The following is a 25,857-nucleotide window of genomic DNA, read 5'->3' as shown; positions in this document are numbered from 1 at the left end:
TAAGCATAGACTTATGAATAGAGGACATAAATGCACCTATAACAAACAAATTAGAGAAGAATTGTTAGACGATGCTGTCGCTGAGGTAATAATCAAGTTAGTAAGCAACTCTAAATTTGCGTCTATGATACAAGAAAAAATCAATATGAAGGTTGATACATCAGCTATTGAAAATGAGATAGATAATTACCAAAAAGAGCTAAGGAAAAGTCATTCCACAAAGTTTAAGCTAATTGAAGAAATAGATAATTTAGATGTTGAGGATAAACACTATAAGAGAAGAAAGAATGATTTAGATGATAGACTTTATCGTATGTACGATAAAATTGAGGAATTAGAAGGTCAGTTAATAGAAGCTAAGGCAAAGAAAGAAACAATAGAAGCTGAAAAACTTACTGGCGATAATATATATAAGGTTTTGATTTATTTTGACAAACTTTATAAAGTCATGAACGATGTTGAACGCAGACAGTTAATAGAAGCACTCATTTCAGAAATTCAAATTTATGAAGAGAAGCAGGCAAATGGGCAATGGCTAAAATCCATCACTTTTAAGCTGCCTATCATTGATGAGGATCTTAATATAAGTTTGGACAATGATGAACAAGTTGAGGATGAGGCACTCTTCTGTGCTGCGGGCGCCCACCCCGGCAGGGTCTAAGGACTGCAGGGTGGTGATGGCCTCCTCCAGCAGGGGCAGGGGGACGCCAGCATGGGTCAGCCCGTCCAGGTCCTCCTGATCCAGCCGTCCGTGGGGGTCCAGCAGTTCCGTGAGATACTGGCACAGGGCCAGCAGGGGCGGGCGCAGGGAGAGACGGTCCAGCTGCTGGCCCAAAAGCAAGGAGAGGGAGTCCTCCGTGTTCCGGGTGACGGCCAGCCCGCCGGGGTCTGTGCCGGGGTCTCCGGGGGCGGGGGTGTCTTTCAGCCAGGGGACCTGTTGGGAGAAGGCCTCCCATGAGAGGGCGCTGTCTCTGCCTTCCGTGTACTCCAGGACAGGGTTTTCCAGGGCTAAGTTGTTCAGATACTGTGCCAGCTCCAGGGTGTTCTGTTGCAGGATCTCCATGGACTGGAGAAGGGTGGGAGAGAGCTGCAGGGCCTGGGACAGCTGCAGCAGAGGGCCTTGATGGATCATGGGGTTTCCCTCCTGAGTCATACCGTATCGTTTGCATTAGTATAGCATAAAAAGAATACAGTTGACAGAAAATTCATCGCTTGCTATTCTGGGTGCAGAGGTGATCTTATGAAGCGTGACCGTGTTTATCTTTCAAAAGCAAAGAATTTCCCCGGCCAGGACGGCATGACCCAACGGCTGCTGGCCGTGCTGGAAAGCTCCTTTGATGGGATCTTTCTCACCGATAGCCATGCCTGTCCTATTTGGTGCAATCACTCTTACGAGGTGATTTCCGGCCTGCGGGCCCAGGATGTTCTGGGGATCCCCATGCAGAAGCTGGTGGAAGAGGGGATCATCTCCCGGTCCTCTACCCTCATGGCCCTGGACAGGCAGTGTGCGGTCACCATAGAACAAACCTTCACCACCGGAAAACATGCGGTGGTTACCAGCACCCCCATCTTTGATGCCGACGACCAGATCTGCATGGTGGTGACCAACGTAAGAGATATTTCAGAGCTCATCTCCCTGCAGGAGTCTTTGGATAAGGAGCGGAGGCTGGCTGCCCGGTATGAGCAGGAGATCGCGATCATCCGGGAGCAGCTCATGTCGACGCCCCAGTTTATCGCAGAGGACCCGGCAACCTTGAATCTTCTGCGGATCGTGGGACGGGCTGCGCTGCTGGACACCGTGGTTTTGATCCAGGGGGAGACCGGCGTGGGCAAGGAGTATATTGCCACCTACATCCATCAGCGTTCTCCCCGGAAGGGGAAAAGCTTTATTCCGGTCAACTGCGGCGCCATTCCTGAAAATCTGGCGGAAAGCGAGCTGTTTGGGTATGAACGTGGGGCCTTTACCGGGGCGAACCGGGAGGGAAAGGCTGGCCTGTTTGAGGTGGCCGACGGAGGGACCATCTTTCTGGATGAGGTGGGAGAACTTCCTCTGGCAACACAGACGAAACTTCTCCGGGTCCTTCAGGAGAGAAAGCTGACCCGGGTGGGAGGCAGCAAACCCATCCCCATCAACGTCCGGGTCATCGCTGCTACGAACCGGGATCTGCAGGACTGCGTGGAAAAAGGGACCTTTCGAGAGGATCTGTATTATCGGCTCAGCGTGTTTCCCGTGTGGGTGCCGCCCTTGCGGGAGCGAAAGCTGGATATCCTGAAACTGGCCAAAAGCGTGATCCAGGAGCTGAACCAGACCTACCGGCAGGAGAAGTTCCTCTCTGCCGGGGCAGAAGCGGCGCTGCTCCAGTATGCCTGGCCGGGCAACGTCCGGGAGCTGCGCAACGTGATGGAGCGTGCCTTTATCATGAGCGATGCAAAGTCCATACAGGCGGAGGAGCTGGCGATCGTGGAAAACGGAACCCTGCGGTCGCCGCGGACCATCTCCCCACCTATGGTGTTGAGCCGCTGATTCCGCCGCCGGAAGCGGAGGAACCGGCCCCTACGTTTTCTGCAGAGGCAGAGTCCAGGAGCTTTCAGGAGCAGGTTGAGGCCTTTGAAGCCAGCCTTCTGACCTGGGCGCTGAAGAAGGAGCCGTCCCTGCGGGGCGCTGCCCGCCTGCTGAAGATGGACCCGGCCACCTTTCTGCGGAGAAAGAAGAAGTATGAGTCCCTGGGTCTGCTTGCGCCGGAACATCCACCTGTTTGAACTTCGCATCATGTCCCTGATCGGCCCCTTCCTGGGTGCCGGCCTCATTCAGGATATGACGTCCTTCACCGGTGAGACGGCGGTTCTGGCCTGGATGCTGACCTGCTACTCCCTGGTGGCGCTGAGAAAGCGGGAGCCCGATCTGGAGCGTCCTTACAAGATCCCCGGCGGCATGGCTATGGGCATCTTCGCTTCTGTTGTTACCACCGTGGTCTTCGTCCTCCTCTTCATTCCCGGCAGTCCTCCCTACGTTGGCCCGCTGGCGATCAAGATGTTCTTCGGCTGGATGATCATCGGCCTGATCCTCTATCTGGCTTCCGCTGGACAGAGAAAGGGCATGACCGAGAAAGATCTCCGGGCAGGCGTGTTTGCCGGCATGGAAGAGCGCAAGGCGACCCACACCAAGCACGGCTGAGTAAACCATCAAAAGGGATCTCTCTGTACGATCAAGTATAGGAGGCGCAGCACAGGCTGCGCCTCCTATACTTTTACCGGAGAAAAGAGGGAAAACGGATGGCATGATAAGGAAAAGAACATGGAATTAACAATTGTTAATGACGTTTGATGGCAGGAACGATATAATGATAAAATATATGAAAAAGAAGGAGGATACGGAGCGCATGCGCAGATTTTATGCCGAAGCCCTGGGCATTACGGACGAGAAGCTGCTGGACATCGTGGTGCCCATCAGCCGCATCAAGACCGTAGAAAAGGGCGCGTTGCTGATTCGGCACGGGGAAAGACAGTCGCATGTCACGTTTTTGATGGAGGGGCTTTTGCGGGGCTTTTACCTGGACCCGGACGGGCGGGACGTGACAGATTGCTTCGGCCTTCACCCGTGGACTCCTGCCATGGCCTGCTGCGGACTGAACGACCTTTCTCCCATCACCATAGAAGCCCTGACGCCGTCCAGGGTGGTGCGTATCCCCTATGAAGCGGTGATGGAACTGCTGGAGAGGGATGTCCGGCTGGTCCAGATGTATAACACCCTGCTGCTGAAATCCGTTCAGGAGCACTGGCAGGTGAAAACCATGGTCTGTCAGCACACCGCCACAGAGCGGTACCAGTGGTTTTTGGAGGAATACCCAGGACTCATTGACCGGGTGAACAACAGGTACGTCGCCTCCTATCTGGGGATGTCTCCGGTGACGCTCAGCCGCATCCGGGGCAGCCTGCGGGAGAGCAGCGAAGAAAACATGTGAAAACCCCCTTCCCTCTGTATTTCAGAGGGAAGGGGGTTTATGCGTTACAGGAGGGGGGCCACCAGGCGGAGGATACACTGGAGCCATCGGGTCCCCAGAGAGCGCCCGGAGGCATACTGGGGGGTGACGTCATGGCAGAGGGGGAAGGTTTCCAGAAAGTCCTGCTCCACCTGCTTGACTGCAGCACAGCCATAGAAAAACACGGCGTTTTCAAAGTGGAGGTAGAGGCTGCGGTAGTCCAGGTTGATGGTGCCTACCACAGCAGCCTTGCCGTCTGCCACGCACTGCTTGGCATGGCAGAATCCGGGGGTATACTCGTAGATGCGCACGCCGTTGCGCACGAGCCCGGCGTAGTAGGAGCGGGTGACTTCAAAAACAGCTTTCTTATCCGGGATGCCCGGGGTGATGATCCGTACGTCCACGCCTCGCTTGGCGGCCAGGCTCAGGGCTCGGGTCATCTCGTCGCTGATGATCAGGTAGGGGGTGGAGAACCAAACCCTCTGTTTTGCGCCGTTGGCCATGCTGAGGTAGACGTTTTCCCCCAGGTACTCCTCGTCCAAGGGACTGTCTGCATAGGGCTGAACGAATCCCTGCTCCCTGCTCTGGTAAGAGAGGGCGGGGAGATAGGGGGTCACATCCTGGTCGGAGCGTTGGATGGCGTTCCACATCTCCAGGAAGGTGACGGTCAGGCTGCGGACCGCATCCCCCTCCAGGCGAAGCCCGGTGTCCTTCCAATGGCCATAGGGATGGGTGAGGTTGAAGTATTCGTCGGCCAGGTTATAGCCACCGGTGAAGCCCACCTTTCCGTCGATGACGGTGATCTTCCGGTGATCCCGGTTGTTCATAAAGACGTTCAGGAGGGGGGAGACAGGGTTAAACACCCGGCATTGGATGCCCAGGGCCTCCATTCTGCGGATGAAGTCCCGGTTAATGAAGCCGATGCTGCCGATGTCGTCGTAGATCAGGCGGACCTCCACCCCCTCGGCGGCCTTCTGGGCCAGGATCTCCTTCAAGAGCTGGAAGGAGGGGCCGTCCTCGATGGCGTGGTATTCCATAAAGATAAAGTGCCGGGCGTTCACCAGATCCTTTTTCATGGCGGCCAGGCCGTCAGAGGCCTGGGGAAAAAAGTCCACATCGGTGTTCTGGTAGAGGGGATAGGGGCCGAACCGCTGGATGTATCCGGAGAGATTCCCGGCGGTCTCATCTACGCTGGTGAGCGCTTCGATGGGAGCCGTGCCGGAGGGCAGCAGGGGCAGCAGGCGGTGGTCGATCTCCCGGAAGAGCCGCCGCATTTTCCAGGTGGAGGCAGAGCGGCCCATGAGGGAGTAGAGACAGACGCCCAGCAGAGGGAAGAGGAGCAGAAGGATGATCCAGGGCATTTTAAAGGCGGCGTTGATGTGTTTTCCGTAGAGCCGCAGCACCAGGATAAGGGCGGCCACATGGGTCAGGGTGGCTAAAATGGTGGAGTATTCGTTCATCCAGACATAGAGGAGGACGAGCCACGCCACCTGGACCAGGACGCAGGCTGCCACAAAGGCGAGCCGGCCGATGCTGTTTTTTACGGTGCTTTTTTTCTCAGTTGTCATCATAACATCATCTTTCCTTACGTGAAGGGGGATGGGGGAAGGCTACGGCCTGGCCCGCCGGAGGCAGGCGTTGATGCCGGCCTGGATGCCTTTGTCCAGCAGCTGGACCACCAGAGCCAGCAGGACTGAGATGGTCAGGACGGCGGGCACGGTGAGAAGGATAAAGGGGAGCCGGTGCGCCATGGTGGAGACATTCTGGATGAGAATGGGATAGACCAGCTGGTCCGGGATCCAGGAGAGGAGGAAGACCGGCAGGGAGAGAGGGGCTACGAAGGAGATGTTCCGCTGAAGGATCTTCGGGAGTCGTTCAGTCCGGCACTGGCTGAGGAAGAGGAACACGCAGACGGTGGCCAGGTAGGTAAAGGGCCCGTTCCAGTAGGTCGGGGGAAAGTAATCGAATATGGTGCCCCGGGCCTGAATGATATGCAGTCCGCCGCCTATCAGAACGGCCAGCAGATCCACCAGGAGGTACCAGCGCTTTTTCAGAGCGGGAGGATACTCCCGGAGATAGCAGCCGGTGAAGTAGTAGGCAAAGGGATAGAACTGATCGAACCGGGAAGGGAAGAGCTGCCAGCCAAAGTGCTGGGAGATGGGGTTGAGGGTAGGCGCCACCGAGAGGAAGAGCAAACTCAGCACCAGAGCGCCTTTGGCCATCTGGCTGGGCAGGGCTTTCCAGAGGGCGTTGAGGAAGGGAATGAGCAGGAAAATGCCGATGTAAAGCTCAATATACCAGGAGTAGGGGGCGCTGTAAAAGCCCATGATACCCTGGAACCAGGCGATAGGGGACCAGGTGCCGTCCAGCCAGATGGCCCGGAACACGCAGCAGAAGAGGGAAGCCAAAATATAGGGAATGGCAAAAGAGAGGATTCCCTTGTAATAGGAGAGACTCCAGACCTTTTTGCAGTTCAGGTACCCGGTGAGGAGGAGAAAGAGGGGGACGCAGACCATCAGTTGGGTGCGGAGGAATGCGCCCACAGCCATCCCCGGCCCGCCGGAGGGAAGAGAATAGAACTCGCTGTTGAGGAAAAAGTGCACGCCGATGACCGTGGCCACGGCCACATAGCGAATCAGGTCCAATGTTAAGTTTCTGTTCTTTTGGTTTGCCATAGGAACCTCCCGAAAAGGGTCATGCAGAGGGTCGTACTACTATGTAGTAAAGTATCATAAGTGGCATAAAAACGCAACCGGCCCGGAACAGGTTTTGGGTCCGGCGGGAAAAGAAGCCGTACCCGTGGGAGGGTACGGCAGGCGATCCCCCTTATCGGGGGCGTTTTCTCTGTCGTTCTTTCCGGTAGTCTCGGATGGCATAGGAGAACACCGGGAACATGGAGGGAAAGGCAACTTCGCCCTCCAGGGTGTAACGAAGGAAGTCGAAGAAAAACGTGTAGGGGATATCCAGCCGGCCTTGCAGCTTGAATAGAGAGAATCCCTGCTGGGCCAGGTCCTGGGCCTCCCGAGTGGTGAGGGAAATGGTGCAGGCCTTGGAGTGGGCCTGCTTTCGTTCGGGGACGAAGGGACAGCGGTCCAGGAACCCGGAGAGGGCACAGCTGCCCTCCATGAGAGCGATCTGATCCTGGGTGATGGACTCATAGTGCTCCTTTCGCTGGGCGCACTGGTAGCCGCACCGCTCGTTGAGGATGATCTCGGCGCTGTCTTTGGGGAGCTGCGCCAGGAGGTCGGGCCGGAAGTTGTCGTCCGGGTGGACCACATAGCGGTGGTAGTCCCGGGCCAGGTCCTGGTAATAGGCCAGGTCCCGGTGGGGCTGGAAGGAGGTCATAATGATGGAAGCGTGGACCTCTACGTTGGGGAAGTGCTCCCGGGTGTAGTCCCGGAGCAGGGGAGAGGCCACGATGATCCCGCCCTTCACCTGGTCCAGCAGGGCGAGAATGTCATTGCACAGCGGGTCGTGCAGGTCCTCCTGTTCCATGTGGGGCATGGAGAAGGTGAGCAGGGGCGTGATCCCCCGGTCTGCTGCCTGGGAGAGCTCTGCGGCGATGTCGTCCAGGGCGGTGGTGTTTCGCTCAAACACCAGGCGGCCGCAGTTCCAGCGCACCGGCAAACCGCCGTAGAGATATTTTACGGGGATGTCGTAAGAAAATTTCTCCTTGACCTGGCGAAGGCATTCGTAGAGAAGTGGGGAGAACTGAAAGAGACCCGGGACACTGTAGGATGCGCCGGGGAGCAGGGCGGCGCTGTCACCCTGGGGAAGAAGAGGGATGTGCATGGGAACTCCTTTCACAGAAAGAGGGAAGGGACAAGGGGGTCAGACTTCTTCCTGCCAGCCTTTGCAGAAGTCACCCCAGCCTTTGCAGTGGCAGGAGAACTGCTCCAGCTGCTGGCAGGTGAGCTCGATGGCGCTGTTGGCGCTGCCGGCGGCGGGGAAGACTGTGTCGAAGCGCTGCATGGAGCGGTCCAGATAGACCTCCACGCCGTCTTTCAGGGCGAAGGGGCAGACGCCGCCCACGGCGTGGCCCACCAGATCGGTGACCTCGTCGGCGGAGAGCATTTTTGCCTTGGTGTGGAAGAACTGCTTGAACTTGCTGTTGTCGACCTTGGCGTCTCCGGCGGTGATGATGAGGATGGCTTTATCGTCTACCTTAAAGGAGAGGGACTTGGCGATGCGGTCAGGGATGACCCCGGCGGCCTGGGCGGCCAGCTCCACGGTGGCGCTGGAGACAGGAAATTCCAGGATCTTGTCCTCCATATTGAACTGTTTAAAATAATCGCGGACTGCGGCGATGGACATAGGGAAGGGCTCCTTTCGTTTTGGTCCTGTGACGCAGGACCTGGAGATTTCCCTTATTCTACAACAATCTCCCCTTTCTTTCAATAGAGCGGCGGCGTTTGCCATAGGGGTGAGGGCTATGCTACAATAGCACCAACGACACGGAAGGATCGGGAGGGAAAGAAGGATGGACGAGAGAAGGATACGAGGGCGGTTTGCCCCCAGCCCCAGCGGGCGGATGCATTTGGGGAATCTCTTTGCAGCGCTGCTGGCCTGGCTGGACGTTCGCTGTCTGGGGGGCGAGATGCTGCTGCGGATGGAGGATCTGGACCCGGACCGCTGCCGCCGGGAGTATGCCCTTCGGCTGGCGGACGATCTGCAGTGGCTGGGCCTGGACTGGGACCTGGGCTGGAAGGCGGAGGAGGAGACCTATTGGCAGAGTGCCCGGACGCCTTATTATGCAGCGGCCTTTGAGAAGCTGGCCGGGAAGGGGCTGGTGTATCCCTGCTATTGCAGCCGGAAAGAGCTGCTGGCGGCGTCCGCTCCCCACGGGTCAGACGGGAGCCGGGTGTATTCCGGCCGCTGCCGGACTCTTTCGGAAACGGAAAAAGCCGCTCTTTCTCAGAGCGGCCGGAAGCCTGCCTGGCGGGTTTGGGTCCCGGCGGCAGAGATCTCCTTTGTGGATGGCAATTTTGGTCCCCAGGCCCAGCGGCTGGACCGGGACTGCGGGGATTTCATTCTCCGTCGGTCAGACGGGGTGTATGCGTATCAGCTGGCGGTGGCGGAGGATGACGGGCACATGGGGGTGACCCGGGTGGTGCGGGGCTGGGACCTGCTCTTCTCCACCCCCCGCCAGATTTGGCTCATGGAACAGCTGGGGTATGAACCCCCGGCCTATTGTCACGTTCCCCTGCTTTGCAGCCCCGAGGGACGGCGGCTGGCCAAGCGGGACCGGGACCTGGATATGGAGGTTCTGCGGCAGGAGAGTACCCCTCGGCAGATCGTTGGATTGCTGGGCTATCTGGCTGGGCTCCAGGAGAAGCCCCTGCCCCTGACGCCCCGGGAGCTGATCCCTGTGTTTTCCTGGGAGAAGGTGGGACGGGCCGACCGGGTGGTGGATCACGCCGTGTTGGAGAAGGCTATCCGTCGGTAAGTTCCCGACGGAGAAAGCCCACGGCTTTCTTTTCCAGGCGGGAGACCTGTACCTGGCTGATGCTCAGAATTTTAGAGGTCTTGTCCTGGGTCAGGCCTTTGTAGTAGCGCAGTAGAATGAGTTTTTTCTCCCGCTCCGGCAGCCGGTGGATGGCGGTCCGGAGGGCCACCCGCTCTACCATGGCCTCTTCCGGGGACTCGCTGCCCAGGAGCCCCTCCAGGGGCAGCCCGTTTTCCCCGGTCTCCGCATGAAGGGAAGTGACCGAGGCGGAAGCCAAATCGGCTGCGGCGATCTCTTCCGGGGTGAGTCCGGTTTCCTGGGCCAGTTCCGAGAGGACAGGCTCCCTTCCCAACCGGGCGGATAGGGCAGCTCTGGCCCGGTGGATGAGCAGGGCCTGTTCCTTCATGCCCCGGCCGACTTTCACCATGCCGTCGTCCCGGAGAAACCGGCGGATCTCTCCGGCGATCTTGGGTACGGCATAGGTGGAAAACTGGGTGCCAAAGGAAGGGTCAAACCCCTGTACCGCTTTAAGAAAACCCAGACAGCCCAACTGATACAGGTCTTCGCTGTCGGTGTTTTTCCAGGTGTAGCGTTTCACCACGCTCCAGATGAGGCCGCTGTTTTGCTCCACCAGGGTTTCGCAGGCGGACTTGTCTCCGTCCTGCGCCTTCTCGATGAGAGCGAGGGTGTCGGGGAGCATCAAGCGGGACCCCCTGCCCGCAGGGCGAACCGCTTGCGCATGGTGACCACGGTCCCTTTGCCCACGGTGGAGCGGACCTTGACGGTGTCCATAAAACTTTCCATAATGGTGAATCCCATGCCGGAGCGCTCCTCATTGCCTGTGGTAAAGAGGGGGGCTCTGGCTTTTTCTACGTCGGGGATGCCCACCCCCCAGTCCCGGACGATGATCTCCAGCTGGTTGCCGGGATAGAGGCGGAGTTTCAGCTCTACGTTACCCAGGGTGTCTGGGTAGGCGTGGACGATGGCGTTGGTGACCGCTTCGCTGACTGCGGTCTTTACATCTCCCAGCTCGTCCAGGGTAGGGTCCAGCTGGGCGGCAAAGGCGGCGGCAGCGGAGCGGGCAAAGGCTTCGTTGGCCGAGCGGGAGGGGAAACGCAGGGAAACCTGGTTGGTGTATTGAATGGTACGCATGGATGGAGCACTCCTTTCAGGTCAGAGAGATGAGCCGCTGGATGCCGGCAGCCCGAAGGACCCGGGCGGGCTGTTCGGGCAGGCCGGTCACCCGGATGGAACCCTCCAGCTCTTCCATTCTCTGCCACAGCCGCAGCAGAACGGCGATCCCGGAACTGTCCATGAAGGTGAGGCCGGCGCAGTCTACCACCAGTTCCCGGGGGAGGACCTGGTCGATCTCCCGGTCCAGGTCCTGGAGCAGACCTTTGACTCTGTGGTGGTCGATGTCTCCGGACAGGGTGACGGTGAGCATACGGTTGTGGGTGGCGTAGGCAACGGGCATAGAGAAAAACCCCTTTCTTTTGGGTGAGAATCGAAGGAAAAAAGAAAATCGCCATGTCCCCAAGGAGGGGTACACGGCGATTATACGACTTATTCCTGGAAGTTTTTGTCAAACGTACAGGGGAAGAGAAAAGTTTCTGCCAAAGGGGAGCAGATCAAGGGGTATCTGCGGGATGGGAGAGGCGGCGGGCCAGGACGATGATGCCGGAGACCACAAAGAAGGCCGCAGACAGGCCCAGACAGAGCCCGCCAAAGGCGATGGCGGTCATGGTCTCCTGGGTGGTGTGAAAGACGAAGGTAGCCAGGACCTCACAAACGGCGTAGCCTATGAGAAAGAGAACGCCCAACACCAGCCGGACTTTGGTCTTGAAGATGGGGCGGGCGACCACCGTTCCGATCAAAAGAGGGAAGAGGAAGAGCAGGACGGTAAACGGCCACCCTGTGGCGAACACGGTATGAAGGACAGCGGGATACGCGGGCATAAGGGACACCTCCGGGTTGTTTTTTTCAGAATAGCGGAAAATGGAAGAAACGTCAAGCCGAAGGTACAGGTGGTCCCGGCCGGAGATTGGGTTACGGGACGGGTGTGACGCTTTCTGCCAGGGAGAGCAGCGTTTCGGGAGACAGGGAGGAGACCAGAAGGAAAGCGTACTGGGCTTCCTGATCGAACCAGATAAGGGAATTGGGTTTGGGGTTAGTTTCCGAGACCGACAGATACCCGGGCATCCCGTTGACAGACAAAGGGGACCGGGTCCGGTCCTTGTTGTCCAGGGAGATTTCGTTCCCGTGGATCATGCGGTCATAGGAGAATTCAATCTCGTCGCCTTCCTGGTTGCGGTACACGATGACATGGGTGTGTTCCAGGTGGTATTGGGCTGCCGGAGCGTAGCCATTGGGGAGGCGCTGGGGCGCCCAAAGGGTATCGTCCTTGACGAGTTCCTCCCCTTCCAGACTGTACGTAACCTGCTGCTCTCCCAAGTAGGTCAGCCACAACTCCACCCAGGCGCGGGCCTGAGGGCTCACAGCCAGCAGGGTGGCAGCAGCCAGGGAGAGGACCAGGAACAGGCAGGCAGCGGCCTGAAGGGCTTTCTGCCAGGGCGGGCGCAGGACCCAGCGGCTGAAGGAAAAGAAACGGGAGAGAAAGCGCTTCTCCCAGGCGGCATAGGTGGGGGAAAAAGGCGGGGCTTCCGGCAGGTTTGTTTGCGCCAGGTCCAGAGCGGCGGCCTGGAGCAGAGCCTGACGAATGATTTGCTCTTCGGTCATGGCGTGTATCCCTCCTCTCGCAGGACTTGCTGAAGCAGTTTCCGTCCCCGGCTGACCCGGGAACTCACGGCGGTTTCTGATAGGTGGAGGAAGCGTGCGATTTCCTTGTCCTTCCACTCCAGGACAAATTTCAGTTCCAGCACGGTGCGGTATTGCTCCGGCATGGCGCGAATCAGGGAGACAATGTCTCCGGGGCTGCCGGGGTCTCTGACCGGCGTGTCCCAGGTGGGGGCCAGGGTGGAGTACCGGGTCTCTTTTTTCAGGGTGTTCAGGCAGATGTTTTTTACCACCACAAACAGCCAGGCGGTTTTTTCTCGGAGGGGCAGGGGGAAAAAGGTTTCTGCGTGGAGCACGCACCGCATCCATGCTTCCTGGGCGGCCTCTTCGGCCAGGGCGGGGCTATGGAGATAGGTCAGGGCACAGCGGTAGAGCCATACCTTGTGGTCCAGATAGAATTTTGTAAAGGCTTCTTTTTCCTCTGGGGTATCCAGGGCAGCCAACAGCACGGGGAGCATGGGAACGTCACCTCCAACGGCAGGGAATGGGAACCGGTTCTATGAATAAAACCATTCAGCAGAGGATTTCTTCACAGAGAAAAGAAAAATTTTCTGTGGTTGCACCGTACCAGAGGACAGTTTCCCTGTCAAGAGAGAATAGAAACGCCCCGCCGGTTTGCGTCCGGCGGGGCGTTATTGTGAGATGGCGGAGGGTTAAAAGGACCAGGTGTGCCCGGTGAGCAGATCGAAAAGATGGGTCCCGTTGGCATCAAAGACCTGGGTGACGTTGCTGCTCTCGATATCTTTTATCTCCGGATTGCTGCGGGGGTCCACGTCACGACAGATGAGGGCAGTGTGGCGGTAGCGGAAGCCGTTGGAGTCTGTGGCCTCAAAGACACAGGTGCACTCGCTCCCCTGGGGAACCGTGGCTTTGACTCGGACATTGAGGGTGAGAGAGGTATCCTGGAAGGGGTCGTAGCTCGTGGTGTGGCGGAAAGGGATCTCTTTCGTCTCGGTCAGTGTTCCGTTGACGTAAAGGAGCAGGGAGGCCGTTTGGATGGTTCCGGAATGGGGCGGGAAATCGTAGAAGGCAAAGGTGAGGGTGCTGTCTATGGACTGTTCATTGCCCTTTTGGATGAGGGGGGCACCGCTGCTGGACCTCTGGACCTGGGAGTAGCAGGAGGGCAGGACGTTCCGCTTGGGCTCGGCGACCCATCGAACCTTGGCGGTGGCCTCCCGGCCTTCTCCCTGGAAGGTCACGCCGGTGATGGTTTTCACGTCCTGAATGGCCAGGGACAGGGTCCCGTGGAACTGCTGTCCCTCCTGTTTCAGAGGGATGACGGTGCCGTCCATGGTGAGGGAGGCCTGGGTGACAGGGAAGTCGGTCTTGGGCTCCACGGCGACCATCAGAGGGATCTTCTGGGTGGCCTTATCGTAGGGACCGAAGGTCAGCTTCTTTTCCGTGATCAAGTCGGGGTCATCCTGTTCATAGACCAGGCTGTACATGGGTTTTCCAATGTGGTCCAGGTAAGCGCGGACCCCGGCCAGCTGGTAGGTGGAGAGGGCCTGTTCCTTCTGGAGGGACAGGGACTGGACACCCAGCCCGATGCTCAGGGCGAGCAGGGCCAGGGCAGCCAGAAAAACGAAGAACAGGGGCTTGTTTTTTCTCATCATCATTCACTCCGATCGGTTGGGGCGGGAGCCTGCTGCGGTCGGGGCAAAGGGGGATGGGGTCAGCGGGGCCGGCTAAAGAGGGCGGGGAACCCGGGGCTTATGTCTTTGTCGATCCGGGCAGTCTCCTTCAGGCTGCTGTCATAGCAGAGGATGGAGGAGGTGTTCTCTCCGGTGCGGTGGTCCAGAAAGCCCAGAACCTGATCTCCGCAAACGGCAACGACCAGGTTGTGGTAGGCGCTTTTGTCCGGTTCCTGATACTCGGTGTTAAAAAAGACGATTTCCTGGGTAGACCCTATGATTTCGGGAGAGTAGGGGGTGTCACAGCAGAAAGCAATCCGCTCTGCCGGGGCCAGGAGCTTGTCTACCTGGTCGGGCAGGTTGTCCAGGGTGGTGAATTTGTGGGTGGCCAGGTCGTAGTAGGCGACAGTTTACCGGAAGTGAAAATACAGCTTGTTTTGCACAATGGGGAAGGAGCTGCCGTCTATGATGTTGCCGATGATGTTGCCGCTATAGATACCGGGGATTTGAACAGCTTCTTCCTGTTGGACCTCTTTGGTGTCCAGTTTCAGGATCACATGGATCAAAAGGTTTTTATCATTGTCGCTGTCACCGATTTCTTTGGAAAAAGAGAACGAGGGATCCTGATAGAAGTAGACCAGCTCCAGCTGACCGTTCTGGAGGGTGTGGCCCAGAAGTTCCAGTTCCTCCGGCGCGACGGAAGCGTCAGGGGCGGAGACGGGAGAGAGGGCAGGGAACGCCAAGGGGTCCTTCCCCTCCAGGGTCACGGTCCACTGTCCGTCTTGGGTGTAGTCTGCCTGATAACCTGGGCCGTAGATGCGGTGGGCGCCCTCCGGCAGGGGGTCTGCGGTGCGCAGGGTGAAGTCGCTTTGCTGGGGGAGGAAGAAGGAGGGGTCCTTGACCACATACTGGCGGTCTCCGTCCCAATAGTAAAAAATGTTGTCAGGGTTTTGCATGTCCTGAATGGTCAGGACCGGGTCAGGGGACAGGGTGAGACTGCCGGTGGACACATCCCATACCCCATTCCAGACGGTGGCAGCCTCCGGCAAGCCTTCCTCATTTTCCTGGGTGTAGGAAGAGAAGTGGAGGGGGACCGACGGGTTTTCCAGGGCAGAGGACTTTTTTTCTGCCTGGCATCCGGCGAGCAGGGAGAGGGAGAGCAGGGCGGCCAGCAGCAGGGCCAGAGAGGGACGACGAGGAAGGTTGGATTTCATTGGGGTCATCTCCTTTTTGCAGTTTTCAGCGGGTCAATAGGTGGGGGCAGACTTGGTGTAGATGACGTACTCCACTTTGCTGTGGCCTTTCAAGGAACGGCTGAGTCCTGGGGAGGGGAGCGGTAGGTTATAGCCCTCCTTGGAGGAGTACTTAATGGTGATGCCGTCGTTGTAGACCAGCGGGACATCCCGCCTTGGGGTGGAGGCTCGGCGGACCAGGGCTACGCTTTCCTCGTTCCGGCGGGAGAAGGTGACCATGCTCCACTGGTCCTGGTTCAGGTAGGAGAAGTCGTCTGGTTTTTCACAGTTGATCCAAGCGGCGTTTCCTGCTCGGAAGAACCCGTTGTCGGGGGAGACGAACTGCGTGGCGTCAGGGAAGACAGGGGTCTGCTCCGGGGGGGCCTGGAGGGCAAGGTGAATGAGTTCCAGCGCCTGCTGTGAACCGCTGGCGACGATCTCCTCGGTGGGGGCGGGAGAGACGAGGGAAAGGTCGGGAGAGTATCCGCTTATTACGCCGTATTCGATGCCCAAAAATTTCCCTTGGTGGTCCAGAGAAATTCGCAGGTCGAAGTTAAAGTCCGAAAACTCCCCGATGTATTCATGCTCAATCTCTGCTACAAAGGCGGCCAACTGCTTCCGAGCGTACTGGGCTGCGTTCTGGGAGAGCTGGTCTTCCGATAGGCCGGTGGTTTGGGAGAGAGGATAGGAATCCAGGGCGTGTTTGGCCTGGGCAGAGAGCAGAGCCTCTACAGGGGCGCTCTGGATACCAGCCAGAAATTCCTCCAAGGTCTTGCAGTCCTCCAGCCCCAAGGCGGCGGCGATACCCCGGACCCTGGGGGTGTCCAGGGCCGAGCGGTAGCGCAGAGCGGCGTCAAAGGAGAAGAAGTACTGGAGACGGTAAACGCCGTCTTCCTTTTCCAGCTCTCCCTTGTCGAGAATACGAAGGTTTTTTACGATATAGTGGACCTCATAGGCCTGGACCAAGGGGCCGGTGGCCCCCAGCAACAGGGCGTCGTCCACGATGGGTGGGGCAGCCTGAGCTGTAGCTCCGGCAGACAAGCTGGCGGTCAGGAAGACGGCCATGAGGCCGCTCCACAGCCTTTGTTTCCGTGGGTTCATATGGGCTCTCCTTTCTCGCAGGAAATGGGGGGCCAGTCCTATGGATTGGCTTTCTGAACGTGGTCGGCGATCTGGATGAGGTCCTTTCCGGGGAGGGGAGAGGACAGCAGGAAGGCATACCCTTCCCGCTCGTGGAGCCAGACCAGCATGTTGGGGCTGTCGGGGATGGTGGCGGTGTAGAGTTTGCCGGGAAGACCCTGAACAGAGCAGGAAGAGACGGTGTGGTGGTCGGTGTCCAGAACCATCCCGTTCCCCTCTGCAATGGGGAGGTAAGAAAATTCGATCCATTGGCTCGGGTCTGCCCCGTTGTAGAAGAGGCTGATCAGGTCGCCCTTTTCTATGAAGTCGGTCTGTTGGTAGCCCTCCGGCAGGGTGGCGGGGAACCAGAAGTCTTTCTGGTTGGCAGGGAGACTGCCTTGGAATTGGTAGGAACTGAGGTTATCCCGCTCCCGCAAAATCCACTGGGCTACCCACTCCCTTGCCTGGGCGTTGGTGGTCAGAAGGGCAGCGAAGGAGAGGCAGAGAGCCAGCAGGATACAGGCAGCGGTTTGCAAGACTTTCACCCAGGGCGGGCGGCTCTGACGACGGAGAAACCCGGTGGGATTCCGCAGGAACCGTTTTTCCCACCGCAGGTGCTTGTTGGAAGGGATGGGTGCAGCGGGAGCTTGAGCCAGGGCATCCTGGTAATCCAGGAAGTTGGCCTCCAGCAGAGCCTGACGGATCTGAACCAGGTCAGAGCGGGGTTCCACGGCGGTATCCCTCCTTTCTCAGGGCTTCCTGCAGCAGTTTCCGCCCCCGGCTGATGCGGGTGCTCACGGCGGTGACGGTCATCTCCATCCGGCGGGCGATCTCCTTGTCGTCCAGCTCCCAGAGGAATTTCAGTTCCAGAAGGGTGCGGTACTGCTGGGGCATGGACCGGATGATTTCCACGATGTCCTGGGGAGACCCTTCCTCCCGGGCAGGGAGGTCCCAGTCCGGGTCCAGAGGGACAGTCCGGGCCGCGGTGCGCAGATGGGTGATGGCAGTGTTTTTCACCACCGTCACCATCCAGGGAAGGCGCTTGTCCTCCGGCAGGGAGAAGAAGCGGTCTGCATACCGGACGCACTGGAGCCAGGCGGTCTGGAGCACGTCCTCGGCGTGAGCAGGGTCTTTCACCAGAGAGAGGGCGTAACGATGCAGGTTGGTGTGGTGTGTGTCATAGAATTGTGCAAAGAATGCTTTTTCGGCTGGGGTCTCCAGCGCAGCCAATAACAGGGGGAGCATAACCGGTATCGCCTCCCTTTGTCTAATTAACGATTGATATCGTCAGTTTATCACAAGAAAATAAAGAAAAAATTAAAAGGTAAAAAAACCCCCCATACCATCCCGAAGAAAAGGGATGGTATGGGGGTTTTGAGACGGATAGAGGGATTACAGGTTCTTAGCCTGTTCTTCCAGCTTGGCGATGAGAGCGGTCAGCTTTTCGGCCCGCTCTTTTTCTGCGTTGACTACGTTTTCGGGGGCCTTGGCCAGGAAGCCGGGGTTGGAGAGCTTCTTGGTGAGCTTTTCCAGTTCGCCCTGGTTCTTTTTCAGTTCCTTGGCGATCCGGGCCTTTTCCTTCTCCAGGTCCACCAGCTCGGCCAGAGGCATGTCGATCCGGGCCACGTGGGTCACCACGCTGACCACGCCCTTGGCGGTCTCAGCGCCGTCGGTCATGGCGGTGACGGTGACGTCGCTGGCGTAGCCCAGCCGCTTGAGGAAGGGGATACCGGCGGTGAAGGTGTCGGTTTCCTGGGTGGCGATGGTGAGGTGAGCCTTCTTGGAGGGAGGCACGTTCATCTCGGCCCGGCGGGTCCGGACGGCCTTCACTGCGTCCATGAGCATTTCCACAGCCTTTTCTTCCTGGGGGAAGACCAGGTCCTCCCGGAACTCCGGCCATGACTGGAGCATCAGGAAGGCGTCCTTGGTGTCGGCGGCGTGGGGCAGAGCCTGCCAGATCTCCTCGGTGATGAAGGGCATGAAGGGGTGCAGAAGCTTCAGAATGTTCGTGAGGACATAGCACAGCACCCGCTGGGCCTGCTCCTTGGCAGCAGGGTCGTCGCCCTGGAGGCGGGCCTTGGTCATCTCAATGTACCAGTCGCAGTAGGTGTCCCAGATGAAGTCGTAGATCTTCTGAGCGGCCACACCCAGCTCGTAGTGGTCCATATTCTCGGTGATCTCGGAGATGACGGTGTTGAGCTTGGAGAGGATCCACTTGTCTTCCAGCTCCAGCTTTTCCGGCAGCGCGTTGTCCTCGATGGTGAGGTTCATCATGAGGAAGCGGGAGGCGTTCCAGATCTTGTTGGCGAAGTTCCGCATGGCCTCACAGCGCTCGGTGTAGAACCGCATATCGTTGCCGGGAGAGTTGCCGGTGACCAGGTTGAAGCGCAGGGCGTCGGCGCCGTACTGCTCGGCCATTTCCAGAGGATCGATGCCGTTGCCCAGAGACTTGGACATCTTCCGGCCCTTGTCGTCACGGACCAGGCCGTGGATAAAGACGGTGTGGAAGGGGGTCTTCTTGGTCTGCTCGCAGCCGGAGAAGATCATCCGGGCCACCCAGAAGAAGATAATGTCATAACCGGTGACCAGCACGTCGGTGGGATAGAAGTAGTCCAGGTCCTCGGTCTTTTCCGGCCAGCCCAGGGTGGAGAAGGGCCACAGAGCGGAGGAGAACCAGGTGTCCAGCACGTCGGGGTCACGCTGAATGTGAACGGAACCGCACTTCTCGCACTTCACAGCGTCGGTGCGGGAGACGGTCATGTGGCCGCAGTCGTCGCAGTACCACACAGGGATCTGGTGGCCCCACCACAGCTGACGGGAGATGCACCAGTCGTGGACGTTTTCCATCCAGTTGAGGTAGGTCTTGGAGAAGCGGTCGGGGACGAACTTGGTCTGGCCTTCCTCCACCACCTTGATGGCCTCCTTGGCCAGGGGCTCCATCTTAACGAACCACTGGGCGGAGATGATGGGCTCCACGTCGTTGTGGCAGCGATAGCAGGTGCCTACGTTGTGGTTGTAAGACTCTTCCTTCTCCAGCAGGCCCAGTTCCTTCATGTCGGCCACCACGGCCTTCCGGGCCTCGTACCGGTCCATCCCGGCGTACTTGCCGCCCAGCTCATTGATGGTGCCATCGTCGGCAATGACCTTGATGGTCTCCAGGTTGTGGCGCAGACCCACCTCGAAGTCGTTGGGGTCGTGGGCGGGGGTCATCTTCACGCAGCCGGTACCGAAGTCCATTTCCACGTACTCGTCAGCCACAATGGGGATCTCCCGGTTCATGAGGGGGAGGATGCAGGTCTTGCCCACCAGATGCTTGTAACGCTCGTCGTCGGGATGGACAGCCACACCGGTGTCGCCCATCATGGTCTCGGGACGGGTGGTGGCCACCACCAGATAGCCGGAGCCGTCGGCCAGAGGATAACGCATATGCCACAGATGGCCGGGCTTGTCGGTGTACTCTACCTCGGCGTCAGACAGGGCGGTGGTGCAGTTGGGGCACCAGTTGATGATCCGGCTGCCCTTGTAGATGAGGCCCTTTTCGTACAGCTCGCAGAAGGTCTCCCGCACGGCCTTGGAGCAGCCGTCGTCCATGGTGAACCGGGCGCGGTCCCAGTCGCAGGAGGAGCCCAGCTTCTTCTGCTGGGTGACGATGCGGTCACCGAACTTGTGTTTCCAGTCCCAGACTCTGTCCAGGAACTTCTCCCGGCCCAGGTCATAGCGGGTGAGCCCTTCCTTGGTGCGCAGCTCTTCCTCCACCTTGATCTGGGTGGCGATGCCGGCGTGGTCGGTGCCGGGGACCCACAGGGCGGCGTAGCCCTCCATCCGCTTGAAGCGGATGAGGATGTCCTGGAGAGTGGAGTCCATGGCGTGGCCCATGTGGAGCTGGCCGGTGACGTTGGGGGGCGGCATGACGATGGTGAAGGGCTTCTTGTCGGGGTCGCGGTGGCCCTCAAAGCAGCCGTTCTTCTCCCACATCTCGTAGACGCGGCCTTCCACCTCCTGGGGTTCGTAAACCTTGGGAAGTTCTTTCTTCATTCTTTCTGACACTCCTTTTCGGGGCAAACAACTTTTTTGCGCAACAAAAAAGTCCGCCCCAAGCGTTTTGCTCAGGACGAACCGATGCAGTCCGTGGTACCACCTGAATTTTCTCCCGTGGGAGAACACTCATTGTCTCGGTAACGGGAGAACCCGCCGCCCCCTACTTGCTTCAGGAGCGGAGCTCCGGGACCACCTTCCGCATTCCCAACGGAGAGCCTTGCACCGACCGGCTCCTCTCTGCACCCTGGAAAATGCGTACTCCTTCCCTTCGCGGCTTTTAACTATGAACGCTCTCTAGTATATGCATTTTCCGGAACATTGTCAAGGAGAACAAATGGTTTCTTCGCTTTTTTGACACCGGAAATACCCGGAACTTCTCCGGCGTTTCTCCGTCTAAAAAGTACACAACACCACAGGAACGGAGGCTGACAGGATGAAAAAATCTGCTCTGTTGGGTCTGGCGCTGGCGCTGACCCTGCTGCCGGCCGGCTGCGGACAGGACGCCGCTGCGCCGTCCGCCGAAATTCCCTCCTTCTCCTACGCCGAGGTACAGGATACCTATGAAGAAAACACGCCGGGCGTCCTGCGGGACGGCTTTCAAAACACGTCTCCCCTTGCAATCGGCAGCGCGGAGGAGGCCGCTCAGCGGGCCACAGCGGAGTGTACCATTTCCTACGACTCTGTCACCTGCTCCTACGACAGCGAGGCCGACATTTGGAATGTCAGCTTCTTTACATCGGGGGGCGTCGGTGGCTGCCAAGATGTATACCTCAACAGCAGCGGCATCACCTACCTGATTGTGTATGGCGAATAATTCCCGACCCACTTCCCCAAAAAGTTCCATTCAGCCATTGCGTTTTCCCGCTTCGTCCTGTATAATATTTTCCGATATTTTTGCCCCTGTCTTTTGGGGGCTGTATGCGGAGGCAATTTTCTATGACCATTGATTACAGAACCAGAGGCGTCTGCTCCACCCGGATGGTAATTGACGTGGAGGGCGACACGGTCCAGTCCGTGAAGATTTTCAACGGCTGCGACGGCAACCTCCAGGGCATCTCCCGTCTGGTGGAAGGCATGAAGGTCACCGACGCCATCTCCAAGCTGGAAGGCATCCGCTGCGGCGGCAAGCCCACCTCCTGCCCCGACCAGCTGGCCCAGGCCCTCAAGCAGGCTGTCAACGCCTGACCGGCCACAGCCCATAACCAAAGAGCGGTCCCAACGGCCTTTGCGCCGGTGGGGCCGCTTTCTGTGAGGAGAGATTGTCTATGGCTTCATCCATTGTTTCCTTTGTCAAGCGGGAGGCCGTGGGCTGCATCGCCCTGCTGTGCGCCCTGGTCTCCATGATTTTCGTCCCGCCCTCGGCGGCCTACCTGGGGTACATCGACTTTCGGGTGCTGGCCCTTCTCTTCTGCCTGATGGCGGTGGTGGCAGGGCTTCAGGACTGCGGCCTCTTCGCCGTGCTGGCCCAGAAGCTGCTCACCGGCAAGAAGCGGATGCGCTTCATCTCCCTGGTGCTGGTGCTCCTTCCCTTCTTCGTCTCCATGCTCATCACCAACGACGTGGCCCTCATCACCTTTGTCCCCTTCACCCTGCTGGTGCTGGGGCTGGTGGGGCGAATGGAGCGCGCATTGTACCTGGTGGTGCTCCAGACTCTGGCGGCCAATCTGGGCAGCATGGCCACCCCGGTGGGCAACCCCCAGAACCTGTACCTCTACTCCGCCTTCGGCATCCCCGCCGGCGAGTTCTTCGCCGTCATGGCGCCCCTGACTCTAGTGAGCCTGGTGTGTCTGTCCATTGCCGCCCTGTGCGTCAAGCCGGAGGGCATTGAGGTCCGCTTCCCCGAGAAGCAGACCATCCGGCGTCCTCAGCAGCTGTGGCTGATGGTGGTTCTCTTCCTGCTGTGTCTGCTGTCCGTGTTCCACGTGCTCCACTACGCCGTGCTGCTGGCCATCGTGGCGTTGTGCCTGCTCCTCTTCGCCCGGCACCTCTTCCCCCGTGTGGACTACGGACTGCTCTTCACCTTCGTCTGCTTCTTCATCTTCGCAGGCAACATCGGCAACATCCCGGCGGTGAAGGACTTTCTCTCCTCCGTCATGGCGGAGAACACCTTCCTCACCTCTCTGTGCGCCAGCCAGATCATCAGCAACGTGCCTGCGGCGGTGCTCCTCTCCGGCTTTACCGAGGACTGGAAGGGTCTGCTGCTGGGCACCGACGTGGGCGGCCTGGGCATCCTCATCGCCTCCCTGGCCAGCCTCATCTCCTTCCGGCTGTACCTCAAGTCCCCCGGCGCCAGGCCCCTGCGCTATCTGGGTGTATTCACCCTGGCCAACCTGGTGGGGCTGGCGATTTTGATTACTGTGTCCCTGGTCTTCCTGCTGTAACAAAAAAGAGGCTCGCACCCAGGTGCGAGCCTCTTTTTTATGTACTTGTTCAGGAGAGCAGGATGCGGTCGTTGTCCAGACCCTTTCCCACGTTCTCCCGGAAGCGGCGGAGCAGGTCGTCCACGGTCATGCCCTTGCGCTCCTCCCCCTTCACATCCAGCACGATGCGGCCGGAGTCCATCATCAGGGTCCGGTTACCCAGCTCCAGGGCCTGGTGCATATTGTGGGTGATCATCAGGCAGGTCAGGTGGTCCCGCTCCACAATCTCCCGGGTCAGACGGAGCACCTTCTCCGCCGTGGCCGGGTCAAGGGCGGCGGTGTGCTCGTCCAGCAGCAGCAGCTTGGGAGGCACCATGGTGGCCATCAGCAAGGTGAGGGCCTGGCGCTGGCCGCCCGAGAGCAGGCCAACCGGCTGCTTCATCCGGTCCTCCAGCCCCATGTCCAGCCGGGAGAGCTGCTCCCGGAACAGCTCCTTGTCCTTCCGGCTCACCCGGCTGAAATAGGCCCGCTGGCTCTTGCCCGCCCGCAGGTAGGCCAGGGCCATGTTCTCCTCAATGGTCATGTGGGGTGCTGTACCCCGCATGGGGTCCTGGAACAGACGGCCCAGCTCACGGCTGCGGCGGTAGCCGGGCAGATAGGTGATGTCCTTCCCGTCCAGAGTGATGTATCCCTCATCGGGGAAGAAGTCTCCGGCGATGGCGTTGAACATGGTGGACTTGCCAGCGCCGTTGGAGCCAACGATGGCGGCGAAATCACCCGGCTCCAGCTTCAGGGACAGGTTGTTCAGCGCCTTCTTTTCGTTGACAGTGCCCGGATTGAAGGTCTTGGACAGATTATTCAGCTCCAGCATGTCAACGCGCCCCCTTTCTTGCCGCCATGGCACGGCGCTTTCTGTTCTGAAGAGCGGCCCACTGCTTCAGGGTGGGCATGGCGATGGCCAGTCCCACCACGATGGCGGTGACCAGCTTGAGGCAGTCGACGGGCACCACCTTGGTATAGAGCACGATGGCATAGATAAAACGGTAGAGAATGCTGCCCAGAATCACGGCAATGGCTCCGCGGAACATGGCTCCACGGCCCACGATGGTCTCACCGATGATGAGGCAGGCCAGGCCGATGACCACGATACCGGTGCCGCCGTTGATGTCGGCGGTCTTCTGGGCCTGACCCACCACCGCACCAGACAGACCGGTGAGGGCATTTGCCAGGCACAGGCCAATGGTGATGGTGAAGGTGGGGTTGATGGAGGAAGCCCGCACCATGTCCCGGTTGTCGCCGGTGGCCCGGATGGACAGGCCCAGCCGGGTGTTCAGAAAGAGCACCAGCAGCACGCCCATCAGCACCGTGATGCCGCCGGAGAGGATGATGGCGTACCAGTCGCCGCCGATGCCGGTGGAGCGGAAGAGGGTGAAGATGGTGTCCTGCTTGAGCAGGCTCTGGTTGGCCTTCCAGCCCATGGCCATCAGGTTGATGGTGTACAGACCCGTGTTGGTGATGATGCCCGCCAGGATGGAGGGCACCCCCAGCTTGGTCTGGAGGAAGGCGGTGACGAATCCGGCGCAGGCGCCCGCCAGCATGGCGGCGGGGATGGCCAGGAAGGGGTGGCCGGCGGCGGTGAGAGTGACCGACACCGCGCAGCCCAGCACAAAGCAGCCGTCGGTGGTCATATCGGCGATGTCCAGCACACGGTAGCTAAGGAACAGGGCCATGGCCACCAGGGCGTACTGAAAGCCCAGCTCCAGGGCCGTTTGAGCAACGTAGAGCACGGGAAATCCGCTCCTTTCCAAAGGCAAGGCCATCCCCCGGCCTCAGCCGGGGGACAGCCTGTGTGAGATTAAATTAGTCCTGAGTGGTGGTGACGGTGGTGACCTGGCCCAGGCTGTCGAACACGGAGTAGTCAATGCCCATGGCCTCGGCGGTCTCAGAGTTGACGGTGATGATGCCGCCGGAGACCTGATAGCACTCCTCCATGGCGTCCATGCCCTCGGTGACGGCCTTGTAGGCCAGGTCGGCGGTCTGGGCGCCCAGGTCGGTGTAGTTCACGCCGCAGGTGGCGAAGGCGCCGTTGCGGACAAAGGAGTCGGCGCCGGTGTAGTGGGGGATGCCGGCCTCGATAAAGTCCTCATAGATGGCCAGCTCGGCGGACATAATCACGTTGTCGGTGGGGGTGAACACCGCGTCCACGCCGTCGGCGATGAGGGTGCTGGCGGCTGTGATGACCTCGTCGTTGGTGTTGGCGGTAGCCTCCTCATAGGCGATACCCTTGCTGTCCAGATATTCCTTGGCCTCGGCGATGGGCACCTGGGAGTTGGGCTCGGACAGGGAGTAGAGCAGGCCAACCTTGGCCACGTCCGGGTTCTGAGAGAGCATCATGTCCAGAATCAGGTTGGTGTCCAGGGCGTCGCTGGTGCCGGTGACATAGTCGATACCGGTCAGATCGGCGGTCTCGGGGTAGGAGATGGCGGCAAAGACCACCGGGGTCTGGGTCTCCTCGGCGCACACGGCCATGACCTGGGCGGCGGTAGTGGCGATGGGGATGATGACATCCACCCCGTCGGCAACAGCCTGGTCGCCCAGCTGACGCAGCACGCTCTGGTCGTTCTGGCCGGAGGACACCTGGTAGTTGATGGTCACGCCCTGCTCGGCGGCGATCTCGTCCAGCCGGGCGGTGATGGCGTTGGCGATCTCATCCAGAGAGGCGTGGTCCATCTGCTTGACCACGGCCACGTTATAGGTGGTGCCGCCGGACTGCTGCTGGGTGTTCCCCGCTCCGCCGGTGTCGCCGCCGGTAGACTGCGTGCAGGCGGTGAGGGAGAGGGTCATGGCGGTTGCGGCGGTCAGGGCGGCGATGGACTTCAGATTCAGCTTCTTCATGGTAGTTCCTCCAAATTCTCGTCCCCGGCGGTCTCTGCCCCGGTGGACTGTAATGTGTTTGGATGGTTGATGGAGGGGCCGTCTGCCAAGCGGCCTTGATTTGAGAAACAAAAAAAGCTTCTGTCCCCACATGGGACAAAAGCTTCTGCTTCTGCGATACCACCCAAATTGACGCTTGCGCGTCCGCTCGCTTCGCGCACCATCATGCGCGCCCGATGGGTAACGGGTGGGAGCCCGTCGGCATCTACTTGGGTTACCCCGTTCAAGCCGCCCTCCGGAGTCCATTCACACGCCCGCCTCAGATCCCGCTCACACTGCCCGGGAATCGCTTTGCATCAGCCGCAGCGGCTACTACTCTCCGTC

The 25,857-nt window shown here is 59.3% G+C and carries 26 protein-coding genes, 2 pseudogenes and 1 other annotated feature; of the genes and pseudogenes, 8 read left to right on the top strand and 20 right to left on the bottom strand.

Translation table 11 applies throughout. The features are described from left to right. Positions 1 to 661 (top strand): annotated as a pseudogene (locus tag SOR61_RS04415) (recombinase family protein); the annotation flags it as partial. On the opposite strand, the pseudogene SOR61_RS04410 reads toward SOR61_RS04415, so the two are convergent. Continuing rightward, positions 638 to 1,132, bottom strand: a pseudogene (locus SOR61_RS04410) (hypothetical protein); the annotation flags it as partial. The pseudogenes SOR61_RS04415 and SOR61_RS04410 sit on opposite strands and share 24 nt — an antisense overlap. 108 nt (positions 1,133 to 1,240) lie before the next feature. Between SOR61_RS04410 and SOR61_RS04405 the strand changes: the two are divergent. From SOR61_RS04405 to SOR61_RS04395, 3 genes are all read left to right on the top strand, one after another. After that, positions 1,241 to 2,524 carry a sigma 54-interacting transcriptional regulator gene (locus SOR61_RS04405; RefSeq protein ID WP_320611465.1) on the top strand — a complete coding sequence of 428 codons (1,284 nt, stop codon included), beginning with the start codon at positions 1,241 to 1,243 and terminating at the stop codon, positions 2,522 to 2,524. A gap of 192 nt (positions 2,525 to 2,716) precedes the next feature. Then, a complete protein-coding gene (locus tag SOR61_RS04400) occupies positions 2,717 to 3,175 on the top strand; it encodes a hypothetical protein (RefSeq protein WP_320611464.1) in 459 nt (152 codons plus the stop codon). A 205-nt stretch (positions 3,176 to 3,380) separates the two neighbouring features. Beyond that, positions 3,381 to 3,962, top strand: a complete 582-nt coding sequence (locus tag SOR61_RS04395; protein ID WP_320611463.1) for a Crp/Fnr family transcriptional regulator — start codon at positions 3,381 to 3,383, stop codon at positions 3,960 to 3,962. A gap of 44 nt (positions 3,963 to 4,006) precedes the next feature. On the opposite strand, the gene cls is transcribed toward SOR61_RS04395, so the two are convergent. The 4 genes from cls to SOR61_RS04375 all read right to left on the bottom strand — a co-directional run bounded on the left by cls (position 4,007) and on the right by SOR61_RS04375 (position 8,294). Beyond that, positions 4,007 to 5,548: a cardiolipin synthase gene (gene cls / locus SOR61_RS04390; RefSeq protein ID WP_320611466.1), complete on the bottom strand. Its 1,542-nt coding sequence runs from the start codon at positions 5,546 to 5,548 to the stop codon at positions 4,007 to 4,009. Between the two features lie 42 nt (positions 5,549 to 5,590). Further along, positions 5,591 to 6,655 (bottom strand): acyltransferase, encoded by a 1,065-nt coding sequence (locus SOR61_RS04385; protein WP_320611462.1) that lies wholly within the window; start codon positions 6,653 to 6,655, stop codon positions 5,591 to 5,593. 151 nt (positions 6,656 to 6,806) lie between these two features. Further along, the gene (locus SOR61_RS04380) at positions 6,807 to 7,772 is read right to left on the bottom strand and encodes a hypothetical protein (RefSeq protein WP_320611461.1); all 966 of its coding nucleotides are present in this window, start codon (positions 7,770 to 7,772) and stop codon (positions 6,807 to 6,809) included. A gap of 39 nt (positions 7,773 to 7,811) precedes the next feature. Beyond that, positions 7,812 to 8,294, bottom strand: coding sequence for a YbaK/EbsC family protein (locus SOR61_RS04375; RefSeq protein WP_320611460.1), 483 nt, complete (start codon positions 8,292 to 8,294; stop codon positions 7,812 to 7,814). Between the two features lie 166 nt (positions 8,295 to 8,460). Between SOR61_RS04375 and gluQRS the strand changes: the two genes are divergently transcribed. Beyond that, positions 8,461 to 9,426 (top strand): tRNA glutamyl-Q(34) synthetase GluQRS, encoded by a 966-nt coding sequence (gluQRS, locus tag SOR61_RS04370; RefSeq protein WP_320611459.1) that lies wholly within the window; start codon positions 8,461 to 8,463, stop codon positions 9,424 to 9,426. Here the strand turns inward: gluQRS and SOR61_RS04365 are convergent. From SOR61_RS04365 to SOR61_RS04310, 12 genes are all read right to left on the bottom strand, one after another. Further along, the gene (locus tag SOR61_RS04365) at positions 9,413 to 10,126 is read right to left on the bottom strand and encodes a sigma-70 family RNA polymerase sigma factor (protein WP_320611458.1); all 714 of its coding nucleotides are present in this window, start codon (positions 10,124 to 10,126) and stop codon (positions 9,413 to 9,415) included. The genes gluQRS and SOR61_RS04365 overlap by 14 nt on opposite strands. Then, positions 10,126 to 10,578: an anti-sigma F factor gene (spoIIAB, locus tag SOR61_RS04360; RefSeq protein WP_320611457.1), complete on the bottom strand. Its 453-nt coding sequence runs from the start codon at positions 10,576 to 10,578 to the stop codon at positions 10,126 to 10,128. Before spoIIAB ends, SOR61_RS04365 begins: the two co-directional genes overlap by 1 nt. A 16-nt stretch (positions 10,579 to 10,594) precedes the next feature. Then, a complete protein-coding gene (locus tag SOR61_RS04355; protein WP_320611456.1) occupies positions 10,595 to 10,900 on the bottom strand; it encodes an STAS domain-containing protein in 306 nt (101 codons plus the stop codon). A gap of 154 nt (positions 10,901 to 11,054) precedes the next feature. Then, positions 11,055 to 11,381 carry a hypothetical protein gene (locus SOR61_RS04350; protein WP_320611455.1) on the bottom strand — a complete coding sequence of 109 codons (327 nt, stop codon included), beginning with the start codon at positions 11,379 to 11,381 and terminating at the stop codon, positions 11,055 to 11,057. A 91-nt stretch (positions 11,382 to 11,472) separates the two neighbouring features. Continuing rightward, the gene (locus SOR61_RS04345) at positions 11,473 to 12,162 is read right to left on the bottom strand and encodes a DUF4367 domain-containing protein (RefSeq protein WP_320611454.1); all 690 of its coding nucleotides are present in this window, start codon (positions 12,160 to 12,162) and stop codon (positions 11,473 to 11,475) included. Beyond that, positions 12,159 to 12,677: an RNA polymerase sigma factor gene (locus tag SOR61_RS04340; protein WP_320611453.1), complete on the bottom strand. Its 519-nt coding sequence runs from the start codon at positions 12,675 to 12,677 to the stop codon at positions 12,159 to 12,161. Before SOR61_RS04340 ends, SOR61_RS04345 begins: the two co-directional genes overlap by 4 nt. 195 nt (positions 12,678 to 12,872) lie before the next feature. Next, positions 12,873 to 13,829, bottom strand: coding sequence for a hypothetical protein (locus SOR61_RS04335; protein ID WP_320611452.1), 957 nt, complete (start codon positions 13,827 to 13,829; stop codon positions 12,873 to 12,875). A 431-nt stretch (positions 13,830 to 14,260) separates the two neighbouring features. After that, positions 14,261 to 15,064, bottom strand: a complete 804-nt coding sequence (locus tag SOR61_RS04330) for a hypothetical protein (protein ID WP_320611451.1) — start codon at positions 15,062 to 15,064, stop codon at positions 14,261 to 14,263. A gap of 33 nt (positions 15,065 to 15,097) precedes the next feature. Continuing rightward, positions 15,098 to 16,183 (bottom strand): hypothetical protein, encoded by a 1,086-nt coding sequence (locus tag SOR61_RS04325; RefSeq protein ID WP_320611450.1) that lies wholly within the window; start codon positions 16,181 to 16,183, stop codon positions 15,098 to 15,100. Positions 16,184 to 16,221: 38 nt separating this feature from the next. Continuing rightward, positions 16,222 to 16,932 carry a DUF4367 domain-containing protein gene (locus SOR61_RS04320; RefSeq protein WP_320611449.1) on the bottom strand — a complete coding sequence of 237 codons (711 nt, stop codon included), beginning with the start codon at positions 16,930 to 16,932 and terminating at the stop codon, positions 16,222 to 16,224. Next, the gene (locus tag SOR61_RS04315) at positions 16,916 to 17,446 is read right to left on the bottom strand and encodes a sigma-70 family RNA polymerase sigma factor (protein WP_320611448.1); all 531 of its coding nucleotides are present in this window, start codon (positions 17,444 to 17,446) and stop codon (positions 16,916 to 16,918) included. The genes SOR61_RS04320 and SOR61_RS04315 overlap by 17 nt, the downstream gene beginning before the upstream one ends. A gap of 147 nt (positions 17,447 to 17,593) precedes the next feature. After that, the gene (locus SOR61_RS04310) at positions 17,594 to 20,236 is read right to left on the bottom strand and encodes a valine--tRNA ligase (RefSeq protein WP_320611447.1); all 2,643 of its coding nucleotides are present in this window, start codon (positions 20,234 to 20,236) and stop codon (positions 17,594 to 17,596) included. Between the two features lie 69 nt (positions 20,237 to 20,305). Further along, positions 20,306 to 20,520, bottom strand: a binding site (T-box leader). Between the two features lie 152 nt (positions 20,521 to 20,672). Here SOR61_RS04310 and SOR61_RS04305 point away from each other — a divergent pair. From SOR61_RS04305 to SOR61_RS04295, 3 genes are all read left to right on the top strand, one after another. Next, positions 20,673 to 21,053 carry a hypothetical protein gene (locus SOR61_RS04305; RefSeq protein WP_277215543.1) on the top strand — a complete coding sequence of 127 codons (381 nt, stop codon included), beginning with the start codon at positions 20,673 to 20,675 and terminating at the stop codon, positions 21,051 to 21,053. Positions 21,054 to 21,175: 122 nt separating this feature from the next. Then, the gene (locus SOR61_RS04300) at positions 21,176 to 21,424 is read left to right on the top strand and encodes a TIGR03905 family TSCPD domain-containing protein (protein WP_277215542.1); all 249 of its coding nucleotides are present in this window, start codon (positions 21,176 to 21,178) and stop codon (positions 21,422 to 21,424) included. Between the two features lie 80 nt (positions 21,425 to 21,504). Beyond that, positions 21,505 to 22,620: an SLC13 family permease gene (locus SOR61_RS04295; RefSeq protein ID WP_277215541.1), complete on the top strand. Its 1,116-nt coding sequence runs from the start codon at positions 21,505 to 21,507 to the stop codon at positions 22,618 to 22,620. A gap of 49 nt (positions 22,621 to 22,669) precedes the next feature. Here SOR61_RS04295 and SOR61_RS04290 read toward each other — a convergent pair whose 3' ends face one another. Genes SOR61_RS04290 through SOR61_RS04280 form a run of 3 tightly spaced genes read right to left on the bottom strand, consistent with a single transcriptional unit; the run spans position 22,670 to position 25,494 of the window. Continuing rightward, a complete protein-coding gene (locus SOR61_RS04290; protein ID WP_006574012.1) occupies positions 22,670 to 23,470 on the bottom strand; it encodes an ABC transporter ATP-binding protein in 801 nt (266 codons plus the stop codon). A gap of 1 nt (position 23,471) precedes the next feature. After that, entirely contained in the window at positions 23,472 to 24,419 is a 948-nt protein-coding gene (locus SOR61_RS04285) for an ABC transporter permease (protein WP_006574013.1), read from the bottom strand. 40 nt (positions 24,420 to 24,459) lie between these two features. Then, positions 24,460 to 25,494, bottom strand: coding sequence for an ABC transporter substrate-binding protein (locus SOR61_RS04280; protein WP_277215540.1), 1,035 nt, complete (start codon positions 25,492 to 25,494; stop codon positions 24,460 to 24,462). Positions 25,495 to 25,857: the final 363 nt, after the last annotated feature.

Origin of the sequence: Evtepia sp., from assembly GCF_034090835.1 — a bacterium.
In the GTDB taxonomy this organism is placed as follows: domain Bacteria; phylum Bacillota; class Clostridia; order Oscillospirales; family Oscillospiraceae; genus Evtepia.
This window is presented reverse-complemented; position numbering and strand designations above follow the sequence as displayed.